Below are 15,638 nucleotides of genomic sequence, written 5' to 3'. Positions count from 1 at the left end.
CCCCTGCGGCAGATAGGAATTAGTAAGCAAGCTTACCTTGCCGCTGGGCGGGCTCCTCCTGCCCTTCGCCGTCCGGAGGCTGGGGTCCACTGTCCGGAGGACGGGGTTTGTAGACCCAGGCCACCAGCACCACCGAGATGATCATCAGCAGGAACCAGGAGACCAGCTTGTCCAATGGCACCGGGTGCCAGCCATTGACCTGGCTGGGGTACAGCCACGCGCCGGACCAGGTGGCGATGTTCTCGGCGATCCAGATGAACAGCGCCACCAGCAGGAAGGCGACGACCAGCGGCATCCGGTGGTGCTTCCGAAACACCCGGAAGTGCATCACGCACCGGCCGAAGATGATCACGACGGCGCCGAGCAGCACCCAGCGCAGGTCCCAGATGTAGTGGTGGCTGAAGAAGTTGACGTAAATGGCCGCTGCAACGATCGCCGTAGTCCAGCGGCGCGGGTAGCCGGCAAAGCGAAGGTCGAACAGCCGGTACACGCGGACCATGTACGAGCCTACGGCGGCGTACATAAACCCGCTGAAGAGCGGCACCGCGCCGATCCGCAGGACGCCCTCGGCCTCGTAGGACCAGGAGCCGACGCCGGTCTTGAACAGTTCCATCACCGTGCCCACCAGGTGGAACAGGATGATCACCCGGAGTTCCCGGAGGGTTTCCAGTTTGAACACGACCATCAGGGACCTGGATAAGGACAGCGGCGAGCGTCAGGAAGTCGTTGCGGGCCAGTCCTGCGCTGTCCGGGTACCAGAGCCGTGCGGCCATCAGCACCGCCAGGAGGGCTGCTCCGAAAATGCAGGCCCAGCCCTGCTTAAGGCCGAAGACCACGAATTCGGTCAGCCGGGGGCGGATGCGGCCGGCCGGGGCGCCGTCCAGAAACCGGCGTGCGCCGTCGTCCAGGCGCTGCTCCAGCGGGGTGGAATTACGCATTCATAGCCGGGCGCTTGCCGCGCGGCTACCTGCGCGAATTTCGGCGTCCAGGCTGCGCAGGCAGTAGTTCTTGAACCAGTGCCTGATTCCCTGCGGCAGCTTCGGATAAATCACAGCCGTGGTCCTCATGGTGCGGTTGAAGCGGCTCTCGTGGCGGTCGCTCCAAGGGAGGCCAAAGTCCTTCCTAATCTGGTCGGGAAGGAGGCCCGCGGTGAGGAACCTGGCGGACGGCATAATGGCGCGGTACCAGAGCGCTGTGTGCTTGGGATACAGCAGCCCCCGGCCGACGCGCACCCCGCCGCCCTCCGCGCGCAGCGTGGAGATGCGCCCGCTCCAGTAACGGCTGAATGACGCCCGGTCCCCCGGCCACATTCCGGGCGGAACCTGCAGGGCGGTGCCGAGCCTCGCATAGTCCTGGTACATGGCATCGGCCGATTCGTCGTCGAGCGGGCCGTAGATCTTCTCGATGATGGTGATCGCTGTGTCGTAAAGCGTGGCGACCACCCAGAGCTGCAGTTCGGGATCGTAGGCATTGTAGCCCGGGGACTTCCCCTCGGCTTCCCTGCGGACCGGAACGTGGGCGCGGTTCACCCTGCGGCGGACCTCTTTCACCTGCTCATCCGTGCCGTACACAATGGCGTAGACGTACGTGAGGGTGCCCTTGAGCCTGTTGACCGGGCGGCCAACGAACGTGCTGTGCTCGTCAACGCCCCGGCCCACCGCCGGATCGGCAAGCTGCAGGAGGAGAGCCCGTCCCGCACCGGCGAGCAGGATGCCTTCTGCGCCGAACTCGGCCATTCCTCGCACCATTTCAACAGGGTACCGGAGTCGCTGGCTGGCGACGACGGCGGGACCTCCCGCCGTCGTCCGTTTTCAGTTGTGCGCGCTGAATTGGACGCCGGTGCTAAGCCTTGGCTCCGGCTGTTGGCTTGCCATGGAGCATGTCCAGTTCCCCCACGATCCGGTCCACCAGCGAGGCGGGGTCCTGGTGGATGCCCACCGGCACGTGCACTTCATCCGAACCCAGCGGCTCAAGCGTGGCCAGCTGGGAGGCGAGCAGGCTGCCGGGCATGTACTCGTGCGTCCTGGTGCTCAGCCGCTCCGAGATGGTTGCTGTGTCGCCGGAGAGGTGGATGAACACCGTGTCCGGGGCAAAGCTGCGCAGCAGGTCACGGTAGCTGCGCTTCAGCGCGGAGCAGGCGATGATGCATGATGCCGCTCCCCCGGCCGGGTTCGCGAGGGCTGCACCGATTTCGGCGAGCCAGGGCGCCCTGTCGTCGTCGTTCAGTGGAACGCCACCGGCCATCTTGGCCTTGTTGGCGGCGGGATGGAAGTCATCGCCGTCGAAGAACGGAATGCCAAGCCGCTTCCCCAGCAGGGAACCGACCGTGGACTTTCCGCACCCCGAAACGCCCATCACCACCAGTGGCGGCCACGCGGTCATGATGCGCTCCCGGCGCCGAAGCTGAGCAGGACTTTTCCGGATTCTGCGGAGTTGCGTGCGACGTTGAAGGCTTCGAATGCCTGTTCCACGGGGTATTCGTGGGTGATGACGGGGTTGATGTGAAGCGAGCCGTCGGCGAGGGCGGCGATGACGTCGTCGATCTCGTCGTTGAACCGGAACGAGCCCTTGAGCTCCAGTTCCCGGGTGATGGCCAGGGAGATCAGCACCGGCTGCGGGCCGGTGGGCAGCAGCCCGACCATGACCACGGTGCCGCCGCGGGTTGCGCCCTTGATGGCAGAGGCGAGCCCGTGGTGGTTGCCCGAGGATTCAATCACGACGTCGGCCTCCACCGCGGCGATCGCCCCCGCATCGCCGGCGGTGATGACCTGGTCCGCGCCCACGGCCTTGGCGATTTCCAGCGGCTTGTTATGCATGTCGACGGCGGTAATCCGGCTCGCGCCGGCCCGTTTCAGGACCGCGACGGCCAGCGCGCCGATGGGACCGCTGCCGATCACCAGCGCCGTCTTGCCGGCCACGTCCCCCGCCCTGGCGACTGCGTGCCAGGCCACGGAAGCGGGCTCAATCAGCGCCGCGGTGCGCAGGTCAATCCTCGCCGGCAGGGGCCGGAGCATCCGGGTGGGCAGGTTCACGTACCGGCTGAACGCACCGTCCTGGTGCGGGAACCGCGCCGCGCTGCCCAGGTACGTGCAGCCCGGGGACAGGTTGGGCCGGTCCGCCGGGAACCGGGCAGCACCCGGGCCGGGCGTAGCCGGGTGGACCGCCACCGGGGTACCCGCCGCAGGCCCGGTCCCGTCGGCCGCGGCACCGACCACCGTCCCGGAAATCTCGTGGCCCAGCACCAGCGGCGCCTTCAGGATCGACTCACCGGCCGCGCCGTGCAGCCAGTAATGCAGGTCAGACCCGCAGATCCCGCCGTACTGCACCTCGATCACGGCCTCATCCGCGGCCGGAGCCGCAAGGGCCAGCTCGTCGATCCGGAGGTCGTTGGCGGCGTGGGCCACCACCGCCGGGCCGGAAACGGGGAAAGCTGTCCCGGCCGTGGCCGGCTGAACCTGCGTTTCATTCGTCGTCATCAGACCACCACCGTCATTCCGCCATCAATAAAAATCGTCTGCCCGTTCACGAAATCAGACCCGCTGGAGGCCAGCCACACCGCCGGCCCGGCGAGGTCCTGCACCGTCCCCCACCGGTTCGCCGGGGTCCGGCCCAGGATCCAGGAATTGAACTGCTCATCGTCCACCAGGTTCTGCGTCATCTCGGTATGGATGTACCCCGGCGCGATCCCATTGATCTGCAACCCGGACCCCGCCCACTCCGCGGTCATGGCACGGGTCAGGTTCCGCAGCCCGCCCTTCGCCGCAACATACGGGGCGATAGTGGGCCGGGCCAGGTCCGTCTGCACCGAACAGATATTGATGATCTTCCCGTGCCCGCGCGGAATCATGAACCGGGCCGCCTCCCGGCCCACCAGGAACGCACTGGTCAGGTCAGTGGAGATCACCCGCTCCCAGTCCTTCACATCCAACTCCAGCATCGGCACCCGGTGCTGGATCCCGGCATTGTTCACCAGGATCTCCAGCGGCCCCACCTGCTCCTCCACCCACGCGACACCCCGGGCCGCCGCGGCGTCGTCCGTGACATCGAAGGCGACACTGTGGATGCGGCCGGGGGCGAAGTCGACAGCCATCGCCGCCTCGGCGGACTTCAGCCGCTCCTCATTGATGCCGTTCAGCACCACTGTTGCACCGGCGTCGGCCAGCGCGCGGGCCAGCGCATTGCCGATCCCCCGGCTCGAACCCGTCACCAACGCAACCCGGCCCGTCAGGTCAAAAAGAGAACTCATGCGAACGGCCCTGTCTGCACCAGGTTGGCGGGAGCCTGCCCGGCGGCCAGCGCCTCGAGCTGCTTCCGGAGCAGCTTCAGGATCCGCGGCTGGAACGCCGACGCGTTGCCGCCCACGTGGGGCGTGATCAGGGCGTTGGTGGTGGACCACAGCGGGTGGTCCTGCGGCAGCGGCTCGGGATCGACGACGTCGATGGCGCACTGCAGGCGTCCGGACAGGACTTCCTTGGTCAGCGCTGCGGTGTCCACCACGGAGCCGCGGCCCACGTTCACCACCAGGGCGCCGTCCGGCAGTGCAGCCAGGACCTCTTCACCGATCAGCTGGTGCGTGTGCTCGTTCAGGGGCAGAACCGACACGAGGATGTCGTGCGTTGCGGCGAGCGCGGTCAGTTCCGAGGAAGCGTGGACCTCGCCGTGCTCATCCGTCCGGGCCGAGCTTCCCACCCGGGTGAGGGTGACTTCGAAGGGCTCCAGGCGCCGGGCGATCTCGTGCCCGATCCCGCCCACGCCCACCAGCAGGACCCGCCGGTCCGCCAGCGACTGCCGGCGCTCCGGCCGCCACAGGCCGTACTGCTGGTCCCGGACCGCCTGGTCGATGCCACGCAGCTTGGCCAGGATCAGGCCAATGGCAAGCTCCGCCGTTGCAGCCGCGTGGACTCCGGAGGCGTTGGCAACGCCGGCCTCCGGGCCTGCGGCCTCAATGACGCCGTCGTACCCGGTGGACTGGGTCTGGACAAACTTCAGCTGCTTCACCTTGGCGAGGGATCCCAGCACCGCGCCGGCGTTGATATAAGGCAGGATAACGCCGTCGATCTCAGCCAGCGTCCCGCCGTCGGGATCCTCCTTCAGGTCCCAGACCACTCCCCGCAGCCCTTGGGGCAGGGGTGAGAGATCGTCGAGGAGCTGCTGGTCGGGGAAGCTGACGGTGCGGACTGTTTGCATTGCGAAACCTATCAATCGGTGGAGCTGGCTGGCAGGGCTGGGGCTAGCGCCGGTCGAACGTGAGGCCGCCGGGGACCTGGAACGTGGGCATGAGTTCAAGCATGCCAACATTCACGTGCCGGGGTGTTTCGATGGCGTAATCCATGGCGTTGACGATGTCGTCGGTAGTCAGCGACTCGTAGCCCTCGTAGTAGGTCTTCCACGCCTCTTCCATGGCTTCCGGCGTGCCGCCCATGTTGCGTCCGAAGATCTCCGTTTCCACGCGGCCGGGGCAGATTTCAGTGACGCGGATGCGCTTGCCCACAGTGTCGTTGCGGAGCTGGCGGGAGATCTGGTGCACCGCCGCCTTGGTCGCGTGGTAAACCGTATGGCCGTAGAAGTTGTATGTGCCGGCAATGGAGCTGACGTTGATGACGTGCCCCCGGTCGCGTTCCACCATGCCCGGCAGCACCAGCCTGGTCAGCTGCAGCAGGCCGCGGAGGTTGACGTCAATGAGTTCATCGATGTCGCCCTCGCTGGAGTCCAGGATGTTGCCGGGCCGGGAGACGCCGGCGCAGTTCACCAGGACATCCACTTCAAGATTTCCGACGGCGGCAGCCAGCGCTGCGGTGTCCGTCAGGTCCACGATGTGGGGCACCGCGCCGGTCTTGTCCGCGAGTTCCTTCAGCCGGTCCTCGTTCCGGGCCAGGGCGTGGACAGTAAGTCCGCGCTTGGCCAGGCGTTCGGCGATGGCGGCTCCCATGCCGGTGGATGCCCCGGTGACGAGGGCGGTTGAGTAGTCAGAAAAGGACATGTAAATCTCCTGGTGGATGCAGCGAAAGTGCCGCTGTGTGAAGTGGAAGTTAGGCGTCGCGGAGGGGCTGGTGTGCCCGGTCCTTGACGGTGCTGACGGCGGCAAGGGTGCCCAGGGCTGTGATGACCGCGTAGAAGGCGGGCATGTAGATGTTGCCGGTAGAGGAAATCAGCCAGGTCATCAGCAGCGGTGCAGTGCCGCCGAAGAGTGCCGAAGAGATGTTGTAGCCCAGGCCGTAGGCGGAGTAGCGCACCCGGGTCGGGAAGAGTTCAACGATCAGGATGTGGATCACTGCCGTGTGGCCGGCGAAGACCACTGCCATGATGCAGGCGCCGAGGATGGCCAGCGCCATCTGGCCCGTGGCGATGAGGGCGTAGGAGGGAATTCCGAGGATGGCCATGGCGATGGCAGAGCCGGCAATGACTTTCTTGCGGCCGATGCGGTCCGAGAGGGCGCCCATGAAGGGGATCGCGATGCAGATGACCACCAGGCTGCAGGCCGTGACCAGAAGGGCTTCGCCGATGGTGAAGTTGAGCTGCTTGCCCTTGAGGAAGGTGGGCATGTAGGAGAAGAGGACGTAGTAGCCGGAGCCGTTCATGAGCGGGATGAAGAGGGCCAGGAGCATGGCGCGGCGGTGCTCTGCGGAGGCGAAGGCTTCCTTCAGCGGGTTCTTGGACAGGCCGCCCTCTTCCTTCAGCTTCACGAAGTTGGGGGTGTCGCTGATGGCCTTGCGGATGTACCAGCCGATGACGCCCATGGGGATGGCGACCAGGAACGGAATGCGCCATGCGAACGCGCCGAAGCCGCCGCCGTCGATCGCTGCCTGGCTGAGCCAGGGCGACATGGAGTAGGCAACCAGCGTGCCGGTGAGCAGCGCCGCGAAGGAGGCGATCTGGGCGTAGGAGGTTATGATGCCGCGCCTGCCTTCGGGGGCGTGCTCGGCGAGGAAGGTCATGGCGCCGGCTGCTTCGCCGCCCACGGAGAAGCCCTGGAGCAGCCGGAGCAGCACGAGCAGGACGGGTGCGGCGATGCCGATGGCCGCATAGTTGGGCAGGAGGCCGATGCCGGCCGTCGCAACGCTGATCAGCAGGATGACGAAGACCAGGAGTTTTTGCCGCCCGATCCGGTCACCGAGGTATCCGCAGACCACTGCACCCAGGGGCCGTACGAAGAAGGACACGGCGTAGCCGGCGAAGACGAACAACAGGGCATTGTCCGGGTTGCCGGGGGCCAGGAAGACAAGGGCAAGCGTTCCAGCCATGAAGGCGAAGATGCCGTTGTCATAGAGTTCCACGAATATGCCGACACAGCCGGCGGTGACCACCTTGCGGGCCTGCTTGCTGCTGAGCCGCTCTTTGTGCGGCTGGGCCGCGTGCGTAGAAGTTGACATGGCTTTCCTTACTAAGGGGATGGTAACAAGACTTGGATGCTGAGGGGAGGGTGGTTAGGTTCCGGCCGCCGGGGCGAGCGTTGGCCAGTCGGGCTGCCGGCTGATGCCGATGCCCAGGAGGCCGAAGATGGTGCTGACGGTGGACCGGAGGTTTTCCAGTTCCCGCAGGGCCGCCCGGTACTTCGCTGTAGCTTCGGGAACGGTGGTCCTGCGGAAGGTTATGGTGTGGCCCGGGCGAGCCTGGGCGAGGACGTCCAGGGAGCGGCTGGTGACCACGGCGAGCACCGGGTAACCGGCGGTGACCCCACGGCCCCGGTGCAGTACCAGGAGTTCCTCGCGGGACGGCACCTCGATGGCTCCCACCGGGACGCCGCGGGACAGTACTTCTCCCGTGGACTGACGTTCGGGAAGGGCTCCGCCGAGGCGCAGGCCGATGTGGTTGCTCCGGCCGCTGACGGTGTATTCGGTGTTGAAGAGCAGATCGGCTGTTTCGCCGAAGTCGTCCGCGTCGGGGCCGTCCGTGACCTCGACCAGAGCGTTGCTGCTGAATTCCGGACGGGTCAGTCCCAGCCGGAAGAGCGGCAGGTCGAAGTACGGCTGGCGGATGGGCGGGACGGTTCGTGTGGTCTTGAGTTCAGTGCCTTCCGCGAGCCGCAGGCCGAAGCCGACGACGGTGTCAGGGGCGCAGCTGCCGAGGAGGACGGGCGCCTCCACCGAGCCGTGAATGGCCAGGTAGGCACGCAGCCCTCCCGTGATGCCGCGGACTGCCACTGTTTCCCCGGCCCGGACGGACACCGGTTCCCACTGCTGGCATTCGCGCCCGCCCACGGTGAGGTGCAGGGGTGCGCCGGTAACCGCGATGAGGATGTCCGTGGTGGCACGCATCCGGAAGTCCAGGGCGGTGATCTCGAGCAGTGGAGTCTTATCGGCGTTGCCGGCGAGGATGTTTGCTGCCCGTGCCGAGAACTGGTCCAGCGCGCCGTTGACAGGCAGCCCGAACCGGGGACCCTGGAAGCGTCCCAGGTCCGTGACCACGGAATTGCCTGGCTGCTGGATGATCAGGGAGCCCGTCATCGTGCCGCCTCCAGCTTCCGGCCGGCATACTTTGCGAACTCTTCGGCCGGGATCTGGTGGAAGCGCAGGGTGTCGCCGGGGACGTAGGGAACCAGGGGTTCGCTGGCGGCGTCGAGGACCGCCAGCGGCGTCTGTCCGATGACGCACCAGCCGCCGGGCGCCGTTGCCGGGGCAATCACTGCTTGCCGTCCGGCGACGGCAACAGCTCCTGCAGGTACGGACAGCCGGGGATCCTTCAGGCGCGGCACGGGGAAGGGGAAGTCGGGGCCGTCCATCATGGGCGAACCTGCCGGGGCACCAAGGCAGCGGATGACGTAGGACTTGGCCGTGTGAAGCGTGATGATCTCCTGGACGGAGAGCTGCTGCTGTTCTGCCACGCGCTCCAGGTCGGGACCGTACTCGCCGCCGTAAACCACCGGGACGCTGAATTCGCGCGGTTCACGGGCGGGGGCGCCGGTAAATTCGAGCTGGCGCAGGCCGAGCAGGACGAATGCCCGGACCTGGCGCGCGGAGGTGACGCCGGGATCGAATTCCACGAGCAGCGAGTCATAGGTGGGCACTGCGCCGTGGACGCCGTCGGCACCGGCAGCATCCAGCCATCCGGCGAGGGCATGAACCGTGGCCCAGTTGGCCTCCCGGTCAGGAGAGGATGCGACGACGCGCAGTGCGGCGTCCCCGGATTCGAACACCTCCACGGGAGGTCGCGTTTGAGCCGGACTGATGGCCATGTCAGGCGGCTTTCACTTTGGCGGCAAGGACCTGGGTGAGCGGTGCGATGGTCACGCCGGCGCGTTCGAGTTCGGTGCGGACCTGTCGGGCCAGCTGGACGGCGCCCGGGGTATCCCCGTGCAGCAGGATGGTGTCGGCGATGATGGGCAGGTCGGTTCCGGACACGGTCTCGATGAGGCCTTCGCAGACCATGCGGATGGTGCGGTCCACGATGGTTGAAGGATCGTGGATGACTGCTCCGGGGCGGCTGCGCGGCACCAGGGTGCCGTCCGCTTCGTAGGCCCGGTCGGCGATGCCCACGATGCCGACAGGAAGCCGGCGGGCCGCGGCGGCATCGGCGAGCTCGCCGTCCTGCGCCAGGACGATCAGGTCCGGGTTGATGCGGGCTGCTGCATCTGCCACGGCTTCGGCGTAGTCGGGACGGGTGGCAACGAGGTTACCCAGCCGGCCGTGGGGTGCAAGATGGACGACGTCGGCGCCATGGTAGCTGGCGAAGGCACTCAGGGCTCCGAACTGGTACAGGACGTCGTTGCGGACTTCGTCCGCGGTGAGGTCCATGGCACGCCGGCCGAAGCCCCGCAGGTCCGGGAAGCTCGGGTGCGCTCCGATGCTGACGCCGCGGCGCACGCACTCGGTGACCGTGGCGCTCATAATGTCCGGGTCCCCGGCGTGGAAGCCGCAGGCGATGTTGGCGCTGGAAACCACTTCAAGCAGCGCTGCGTCGTCGCCCATTGAGTAGGCGCCGAAGCCTTCTCCGAGATCTGCCACGAGATCAACTGTGGGTCCCATGTGAGCCCTCCTTTGGGGTGGTGGCGCGGCGTTGGCCAGGGGCACAGCATCTGCTGCCGGAAGCGGAAGTGGTGTGGACCGGCCCGCGGGGCTTTGGTCCGGATGCCCGGGTCACCGGGCTTGTAGAAAAAAGTCTGACACCGGGACTTTGATCACACAAAGACGTAATCCATGTCACGGGATAGGCGGCGGTTATGACGGGCATACAGTCCTCATGTGTCGACTCGTTTCCAGAAAGGTGCATTGCCCCGAACCGCTGTTCGTGAACGCACTCAACGTAGAGGCTTTACATTTCCGGGTTGTTAAAAGAAATAGCCCTGGCGGGTAAAAGGACTGCCTATGCAAAATGCATCTGACGTCATCAGGAAATCGCATGATTGGCCGGGGGTAGAATGTACGACTAGTGAATTAGCGTTCTCGACAGAGACGTTCTGTACCGAGACGTTCCGGACACGGAGAGGGCGGCCATGGATACGCGAAAGCTTGCGTACTTTGTCCAGATCGTGGATTCGGGCAGCATCACCAAGGCTGCTGCAGCGCTCCATGTGGCCCAGCCGGCGTTGAGCCAGCAGGTCTCGGCGCTGGAGACGGACCTCAAGCAGCGCCTGTTGATCCGCAGCAAACAAGGCGTGGTGCCCACGGCCGCCGGGCATACGCTGTACCGGCACGCCCAGTCCATCCTGCGCCTTGTTGAGCAGGCCCGGCAGGACGTTGCCGCATCCGGCGCTGCGCCTTCCGGCCGGGTTTCCATTGCCATCGCTCCCTACAGCATGGCCTCGAGCCTGACTCCCAGGATCGTCAGTGAAGTCGCCCGCAGGTATCCGGACATCGTCCTGCACGTGACGGAGATTTATGGCGGCGTCCTCAGCGAAGCCATCAAGAATGGGCGCCTTGATATGGCCCTCATTTACGAGCCTGGGCCCATCCGTGGTGTCCAGTTCACCACCATGATCGTGGAGGACCTCCACTTTGTGGTCAACGCCAGCAGGGCCGGCGTGAACCACGCGGACGGCGAGATCTCCCTTGAGGAAGTGGCCCGGCACGGGCTCTTCCTACCTGAACAGATCCATACCCTGCGCCAGGCTGTGGAGGCAGGGCTCACCAGCAAGGGGCTTCAGCTGCGGCTGGTAGGCGAGGTGGAATCCGTCCCGTCCCTCGCCCGGCTGCTGCGCGCAGACCTCGGTGCCACCATCATGCCCAAGTCCGCCGCGGATGCCTTGTTCCATGAGGAGGACTTCCACGTCCTGCGGATCGTGGACCCGGCCCTCCAGTGCAAGATTGCCCTGTGCACGCCGGACCACGATCCTCTGTCAGAGGCAGCGTCCGCGGTTCTCCTGGTCCTGAAGGAAATGCTCCAGGAAATGCTGAACAATAAGTATGCGCGGTAGGCGCCCATAACACCCGCTTATTGGGGCACGCATCATTCGTCTTAGCGCCCTTGCCCTCCTGATCCTAAAATTAATTCATGGCCGGGGAATTGCGGCCGATTCATTCTTTGTAGGATTAATTGGAGCGAGTCGTGAAAAAGATAGACACTCTGAGGAGAATTACTGGAAAAGGCCTGAGCTTGATGGCCAAAACAGGTTTCCACTGCCCCGCAAATGGTTTTTGGCGTCCGGAGGACCGCTCGATGGACCCCATCTTCGTCTTCGAAGGCAGCCTCATGCCGGCTGGCCGTGGAGGGTCCACAGTCTGGCTCCTGGAGGACGCCGTGTTCGGTCCGCCGGAGTACCCGCTTCCAGCACGCTAGAAGTACCTCCGGGCGGTCCTTCCCCTTTCCGGACGCGGGCTGCATGTCCCTATCCAGCCCCGCCTCTTCCTGCATCCGGCTCTTGCCCGCTCCGGTGCTTGCTCCCAATCTGGCTCGCCCCCTCCGGCGCTTGCTCGCAATCTGGACAGTGATGCCCATCGGGTCAACCCGTCCCTGACCCTCCATCGAGGAATGTCGTACCCCCTTGTCATGATGGGTTTATGGGGAAAGCGGCGGTGGCTAAGGCGTTTGAGGACATCAAGGCGGCTCTTGCTGTTCTCAATGCCGAGGTGGATGAGTGTGGTTCGGAGCCGTTCTCGGTTGCTGATCCGCTGGCCGGACTGGCTGATGGGTGCCTGGACATTCTTGCCGGGGCGCGGGTGGTGGAGGCCGGGTTTGCGGGTTTGAAGGCGCGGGCTGCCGTGACGTATGCGGACACCGCCCAGGTCATAGCGGCGGACGCGCCGGTACAGGCGCAGGAAATGGCTGTCGCCGCGGAAATCGGCTGCCTCCTGGCCCTCGGTTCCCGGGCAGCCGGTGCGTTCCTGGCCGCGTCCCACGCCCTGTGCAAGGAGTTGCCGCCCACCCTTTCCGCATTGCAGTCCGGGACGATTACCTGGCAGCACGCCCTGGCCATGGTGGATGAAACGGCCACCCTTGACCCCGCCGGTGCGGCGGCACTGGAAGCGTATTTCCTGGATCCGGATGTGAACAGGCCGCCCGCGGCTGCGCCGATCGGGGAGATGCCGGCGTACCGGTTCAAAGCCAAGGCCAGGAACTGGCGGGAACGGCACCATGCCGAGTCCATCGAAAAGCGCCATGCCAAGGGCATCGCCGACCGGCGGGTCGAGTACCGGCCGGACCAGGACGGCATGGCCTGGCTCTCGGCCTACCTGCCTGCCCACCATGCCTTGGCGGGCTGGAACCGGCTCACGGCCATCGCCCGGGGGATGCAGGGACCGGACGAGCCCCGTACCCTGCCCCAATTGAAAGCCGATAATTTCTCCACAGCGATTCTCAGCAGCGGCAACACTACGGTAGGTGCCGATGAAAGTGTCGGTGGTGGCGACAGCGCCGGGGTCGTCGCAGGAACGGGTGGCCCGTCGTCGTCGATCCGCGCCCAAGTGCTGGTCACCGTTCCGGTTTTCTCCCTGATGGGCCTGACCGACGAACCGGCAATGCTGGACGGGCACGGCCCCATTCCACCCTCGATGGCACGTCAACTCGTCGCTGACGGGGCCGCTTCGCTTTACCGCGTTCTGGTGGACCCGAGGGACGGAGCGCCGCTGGAAATCGGCCGGACAAAGTACCGGATCAGTCAGGCCATGCGGAACTGGCTCAGGTTGCGGGACGGCAAATGCCCCTTTCCGGGATGCAGCAACAATTCGCTCGACAACGAAGCCGACCACATCCTCGCCTGGCATCAAGGTGGCACCACCGGGATATCGAATCTGGGACAGCCCTGCCCCAGACATCACCGGCTACGGCATACCAGCGGCTGGAAACCCACCCCGGCCACCAAAACCGCACCACCCGGCTGGACCTCACCCGCCGGCAGGCACTACAAAAGCGAACACCAGGACTGGGAACCACCAGAATGGCCTAGGCAACCACGGTCGACGATCGGTGATCCTCCGGACTTTGTCTACATCGGGCTATCCCCCGGAGAAGACGAACTCGAGCGGTTTCTCCATGCGCCGCCCGCCTGACTCACGGGGTTTCGACAAGCTCAACCACCGGGTTCTGACACGTCCGACCACCGGGTTTCGACAGGCCCAACCACCGGGTGAACCACTGGGGGCCCACACGTCCGACCACCGGATTTCGACAAGCTCAACCACCGGGTTCTGACACGCCCAACCACCGGGTTCGACAAGCTCAACCACCGGGTTTCGACACGCCAAACCACCGGGTCCTGACATGCTCAACCACCGGATCCTGATATGCCCAACCACGCGGGGGTCGAAGGCTCAACCACCGGGTTCTGGCTACGCCTGCTCGACCAGGAGTCCCTTCGCCTTCAGTACGTCCGTCAGGTTGCACAGGTCAATGGTGGTGCCGCCGGCCTTGTACAGGCTGATGAGCTCGCGCTCGGCGTCGTCGCGTTCCTGCGAGAGACGGATGACCTCCTCGATTTCGTCCTTGCGGACCACCACTACGCCGTCGGCGTCGCCGCGCAGGACGTCGCCGGGGTAGATGATTTCGTCGCCGAAGACCACCGGGTGGTTGATGGGGCCGATCGTTTCCTTGACGGTGCCCTTGATGGAGACGCTGCCGGAGAAGACGGGCAATCCGAGCTCAATGAGGTCCTGGGTGTCGCGGACACCGGAGTCCGTCACCAGGCCGGCCAGTCCCTTCGCTTTCATGGCGTTGCCGAGGACGTCGCCGAAGGTTCCGGCTTCCTCGTACTCCCCCGCCGCGGCCAGGATGACGTCACCGGGCTCGGCATAGTGGATGGCCACCTGCAGCATGAGGTTGTCCCGGGGCGCACAGCGCACTGTGGTGGCGGGGCCGCAGAAGGACATAGACCGGTCGATCGGCTTGATGCGGGAGCTGAGGGCGCCCTTGCGTCCCTGGGCCTCGTGGATGGTAGCGGACGAGAACTTCGCGAGCCGGCTGACGGCGTCGGCGCTGGGGCGGTCGACTGTGGTTTTAACGTGGATCATGGCGTTTTTCCTTCGGTGGGTTGGGTCAGTTGAGGGCTTGGACGGCCTTGTCGATGGCAGCGATGGATTCTTCGATGATGTCCAGGCTGGTGGCGTAGGAGATGCGGAAGTAGGGGCCCAGTCCGTAAGCGGATCCCTGGATGACGGCTACGGAGGCGGCCTCAAGGAGGTAGAGGGTGAAGTCCTGGTCGTTGCTGATGACGGCGCCGTCCGGTGTTGACTTCCCGATGACCCCCGCACAGTTGACGTAGGCGTAGAAGGCGCCTTCCGGCGTCGTGCATGACAAACCGTCGACGGCGTTCAGGGCGGCGACTGCCGTGTCCCGCCTCTTGCGGTACACCTCGAGGCTGTCCAGGACGAAGCCCTGGTCACCGGTGAGGGCGGCGACGGTGGCGGCCTGGCTGACCGAGGAGGGGCAGGACGAGATCTGGGACTGCAGCTTGTTGATGGCGGCAATCACCGGTGCCGGCCCGGCCGCATACCCGAGCCGCCAGCCCGTCATGGCGTAGGCCTTGGACACGCCGTTGACGGCGAGGATGCGGTCCTTCAGTTCGGGGGCCCCCTCCACCAGGCTGGTGAGCTTGCCGTCGCCGAAGTAGATCTGGTCGTAGATTTCGTCGGTGAGTACGTGGACGTGCGGGTAGCCTGCCAGGACATCGGCGAGCGCCCGCAGTTCCGCGCGGGAGTACACGGCGCCGGTGGGGTTGGACGGCGCGTTGAGGATGACCCATTTGGTGCGGTCAGTGATGGCACCGGCCAAGGCCTCTGGAGTGAGCTTGAAGCCCACATCCTCGCCGCAGGAAACCACCACGGGCGTGCCTTCGTTGGCCAGCACCATGTCCGGGTACGAGACCCAGTAGGGAGCGGGAACGATCACTTCGTCGCCGGCGTCGAGCGATGCCATGAAGGCGGTGAAAATAACTTGCTTGGCTCCGCCGCCGATGGTGATCTCGGCCGGGGTGTAGTGGAGCCCGGTGCGCTGCTCGAGGGTCTGGAGGATGGCCTTCTGCAGTTCGGGAGTACCGGTGACGGAGGTGTATTTGGTTTCACCGCGTCTGATCGCCTCGACGGCGGCGGCCTTGATGTGTTCAGGGGTGTCGAAGTCCGGCTCGCCGACCGTCAGGTCGAGGATGCGGCGCCCTTCAGCTTTCAGCTCCCGCACACGGGCCGCGGCAGCCACGCTGGCGGAAGACTTGATGCGGGACACCCGCGAGGCAGGTACGAATTCAGACATGGTCTCTTCCTAGGGAGTCAGGAGCG

General features: G+C 65.6%; 15 protein-coding genes and 1 pseudogene. 3 read left to right on the top strand and 13 right to left on the bottom strand.

Annotated elements, in window-relative coordinates:
• Positions 1-19: 19 nt before the first annotated feature.
• The 11 genes and pseudogenes from QF047_RS02030 to QF047_RS01980 form a co-directional block, all read right to left on the bottom strand.
• Positions 20-938, bottom strand: a pseudogene (locus QF047_RS02030) (DUF817 domain-containing protein).
• On the bottom strand, positions 939-1,748 hold the full coding sequence (locus tag QF047_RS02025) for an oxygenase MpaB family protein (protein ID WP_307273363.1): 810 nt from the start codon (positions 1,746-1,748) through the stop codon (positions 939-941).
• Between the two features lie 94 nt (positions 1,749-1,842).
• Complete coding sequence (locus QF047_RS02020) at positions 1,843-2,382, bottom strand: gluconokinase (protein WP_307273361.1); 540 nt, start codon at positions 2,380-2,382, stop codon at positions 1,843-1,845.
• Entirely contained in the window at positions 2,379-3,476 is a 1,098-nt protein-coding gene (locus QF047_RS02015) for an L-idonate 5-dehydrogenase (protein WP_307273359.1), read from the bottom strand. The genes QF047_RS02020 and QF047_RS02015 overlap by 4 nt, the downstream gene beginning before the upstream one ends.
• Positions 3,476-4,246 carry an SDR family oxidoreductase gene (locus tag QF047_RS02010; protein ID WP_307273357.1) on the bottom strand — a complete coding sequence of 257 codons (771 nt, stop codon included), beginning with the start codon at positions 4,244-4,246 and terminating at the stop codon, positions 3,476-3,478. The genes QF047_RS02015 and QF047_RS02010 overlap by 1 nt, the downstream gene beginning before the upstream one ends.
• Positions 4,243-5,187 carry a 2-hydroxyacid dehydrogenase gene (locus tag QF047_RS02005; protein ID WP_306635875.1) on the bottom strand — a complete coding sequence of 315 codons (945 nt, stop codon included), beginning with the start codon at positions 5,185-5,187 and terminating at the stop codon, positions 4,243-4,245. Before QF047_RS02005 ends, QF047_RS02010 begins: the two co-directional genes overlap by 4 nt.
• 43 nt (positions 5,188-5,230) lie before the next feature.
• Positions 5,231-5,980, bottom strand: a complete 750-nt coding sequence (locus QF047_RS02000; protein ID WP_307273354.1) for an SDR family oxidoreductase — start codon at positions 5,978-5,980, stop codon at positions 5,231-5,233.
• Between the two features lie 49 nt (positions 5,981-6,029).
• Positions 6,030-7,370 carry an MFS transporter gene (locus QF047_RS01995; protein WP_307273352.1) on the bottom strand — a complete coding sequence of 447 codons (1,341 nt, stop codon included), beginning with the start codon at positions 7,368-7,370 and terminating at the stop codon, positions 6,030-6,032.
• Positions 7,371-7,424: 54 nt separating this feature from the next.
• Positions 7,425-8,444 carry a biotin-dependent carboxyltransferase family protein gene (locus tag QF047_RS01990; protein WP_307273349.1) on the bottom strand — a complete coding sequence of 340 codons (1,020 nt, stop codon included), beginning with the start codon at positions 8,442-8,444 and terminating at the stop codon, positions 7,425-7,427.
• Entirely contained in the window at positions 8,441-9,172 is a 732-nt protein-coding gene (locus QF047_RS01985) for an allophanate hydrolase subunit 1 (protein WP_307273347.1), read from the bottom strand. The genes QF047_RS01990 and QF047_RS01985 overlap by 4 nt, the downstream gene beginning before the upstream one ends.
• A gap of 1 nt (position 9,173) precedes the next feature.
• Positions 9,174-9,962, bottom strand: a complete 789-nt coding sequence (locus tag QF047_RS01980) for a LamB/YcsF family protein (RefSeq protein ID WP_307273344.1) — start codon at positions 9,960-9,962, stop codon at positions 9,174-9,176.
• A gap of 467 nt (positions 9,963-10,429) precedes the next feature.
• On the opposite strand from QF047_RS01980, the gene QF047_RS01975 reads away from it, so the two are divergent.
• From QF047_RS01975 to QF047_RS01965, 3 genes are all read left to right on the top strand, one after another.
• On the top strand, positions 10,430-11,350 hold the full coding sequence (locus tag QF047_RS01975; RefSeq protein ID WP_307273341.1) for a LysR substrate-binding domain-containing protein: 921 nt from the start codon (positions 10,430-10,432) through the stop codon (positions 11,348-11,350).
• 182 nt (positions 11,351-11,532) lie between these two features.
• Positions 11,533-11,712: a hypothetical protein gene (locus tag QF047_RS01970; RefSeq protein ID WP_307273338.1), complete on the top strand. Its 180-nt coding sequence runs from the start codon at positions 11,533-11,535 to the stop codon at positions 11,710-11,712.
• A 221-nt stretch (positions 11,713-11,933) separates the two neighbouring features.
• Complete coding sequence (locus tag QF047_RS01965; RefSeq protein WP_307273335.1) at positions 11,934-13,421, top strand: HNH endonuclease signature motif containing protein; 1,488 nt, start codon at positions 11,934-11,936, stop codon at positions 13,419-13,421.
• A gap of 279 nt (positions 13,422-13,700) precedes the next feature.
• Here the strand turns inward: QF047_RS01965 and QF047_RS01960 are convergent, their stop codons facing one another.
• Both QF047_RS01960 and QF047_RS01955 read right to left on the bottom strand, forming a co-directional pair.
• Positions 13,701-14,378 (bottom strand): 4-carboxy-4-hydroxy-2-oxoadipate aldolase/oxaloacetate decarboxylase, encoded by a 678-nt coding sequence (locus QF047_RS01960; RefSeq protein ID WP_307273333.1) that lies wholly within the window; start codon positions 14,376-14,378, stop codon positions 13,701-13,703.
• 25 nt (positions 14,379-14,403) lie between these two features.
• On the bottom strand, positions 14,404-15,612 hold the full coding sequence (locus QF047_RS01955) for an aspartate transaminase (RefSeq protein WP_307273331.1): 1,209 nt from the start codon (positions 15,610-15,612) through the stop codon (positions 14,404-14,406).
• Between the last annotated feature and the right edge of the window lie 26 nt (positions 15,613-15,638).

This window comes from Arthrobacter sp. W4I7, assembly GCF_030816215.1.
Classification (GTDB): Bacteria; Actinomycetota; Actinomycetes; order Actinomycetales; family Micrococcaceae; genus Arthrobacter; species Arthrobacter siccitolerans_A.
This window is presented reverse-complemented; position numbering and strand designations above follow the sequence as displayed.

Excerpts from the sequence above, each read along its gene's own strand:
- QF047_RS01960 (WP_307273333.1), bottom strand. The coding sequence starts at position 14,378 with ATGATCCACGTTAAAACCACAGTCGACCGCCCCAGCGCCGACGCCGTC.
- QF047_RS01970 (WP_307273338.1), top strand. The coding sequence starts at position 11,533 with ATGGCCAAAACAGGTTTCCACTGCCCCGCAAATGGTTTTTGGCGTCCG.
- QF047_RS02015 (WP_307273359.1), bottom strand. The coding sequence starts at position 3,476 with ATGACGACGAATGAAACGCAGGTTCAGCCGGCCACGGCCGGGACAGCT.
- QF047_RS01990 (WP_307273349.1), bottom strand. The coding sequence starts at position 8,444 with ATGACGGGCTCCCTGATCATCCAGCAGCCAGGCAATTCCGTGGTCACG.
- QF047_RS01995 (WP_307273352.1), bottom strand. The coding sequence starts at position 7,370 with ATGTCAACTTCTACGCACGCGGCCCAGCCGCACAAAGAGCGGCTCAGC.
- QF047_RS02005 (WP_306635875.1), bottom strand. The coding sequence starts at position 5,187 with ATGCAAACAGTCCGCACCGTCAGCTTCCCCGACCAGCAGCTCCTCGAC.
- QF047_RS01980 (WP_307273344.1), bottom strand. The coding sequence starts at position 9,962 with ATGGGACCCACAGTTGATCTCGTGGCAGATCTCGGAGAAGGCTTCGGC.
- QF047_RS02025 (WP_307273363.1), bottom strand. The coding sequence starts at position 1,748 with ATGGTGCGAGGAATGGCCGAGTTCGGCGCAGAAGGCATCCTGCTCGCC.
- QF047_RS01975 (WP_307273341.1), top strand. The coding sequence starts at position 10,430 with ATGGATACGCGAAAGCTTGCGTACTTTGTCCAGATCGTGGATTCGGGC.
- QF047_RS01965 (WP_307273335.1), top strand. The coding sequence starts at position 11,934 with ATGGGGAAAGCGGCGGTGGCTAAGGCGTTTGAGGACATCAAGGCGGCT.
- QF047_RS01985 (WP_307273347.1), bottom strand. The coding sequence starts at position 9,172 with ATGGCCATCAGTCCGGCTCAAACGCGACCTCCCGTGGAGGTGTTCGAA.
- QF047_RS02010 (WP_307273357.1), bottom strand. The coding sequence starts at position 4,246 with ATGAGTTCTCTTTTTGACCTGACGGGCCGGGTTGCGTTGGTGACGGGT.
- QF047_RS02000 (WP_307273354.1), bottom strand. The coding sequence starts at position 5,980 with ATGTCCTTTTCTGACTACTCAACCGCCCTCGTCACCGGGGCATCCACC.
- QF047_RS01955 (WP_307273331.1), bottom strand. The coding sequence starts at position 15,612 with ATGTCTGAATTCGTACCTGCCTCGCGGGTGTCCCGCATCAAGTCTTCC.
- QF047_RS02020 (WP_307273361.1), bottom strand. The coding sequence starts at position 2,382 with ATGACCGCGTGGCCGCCACTGGTGGTGATGGGCGTTTCGGGGTGCGGA.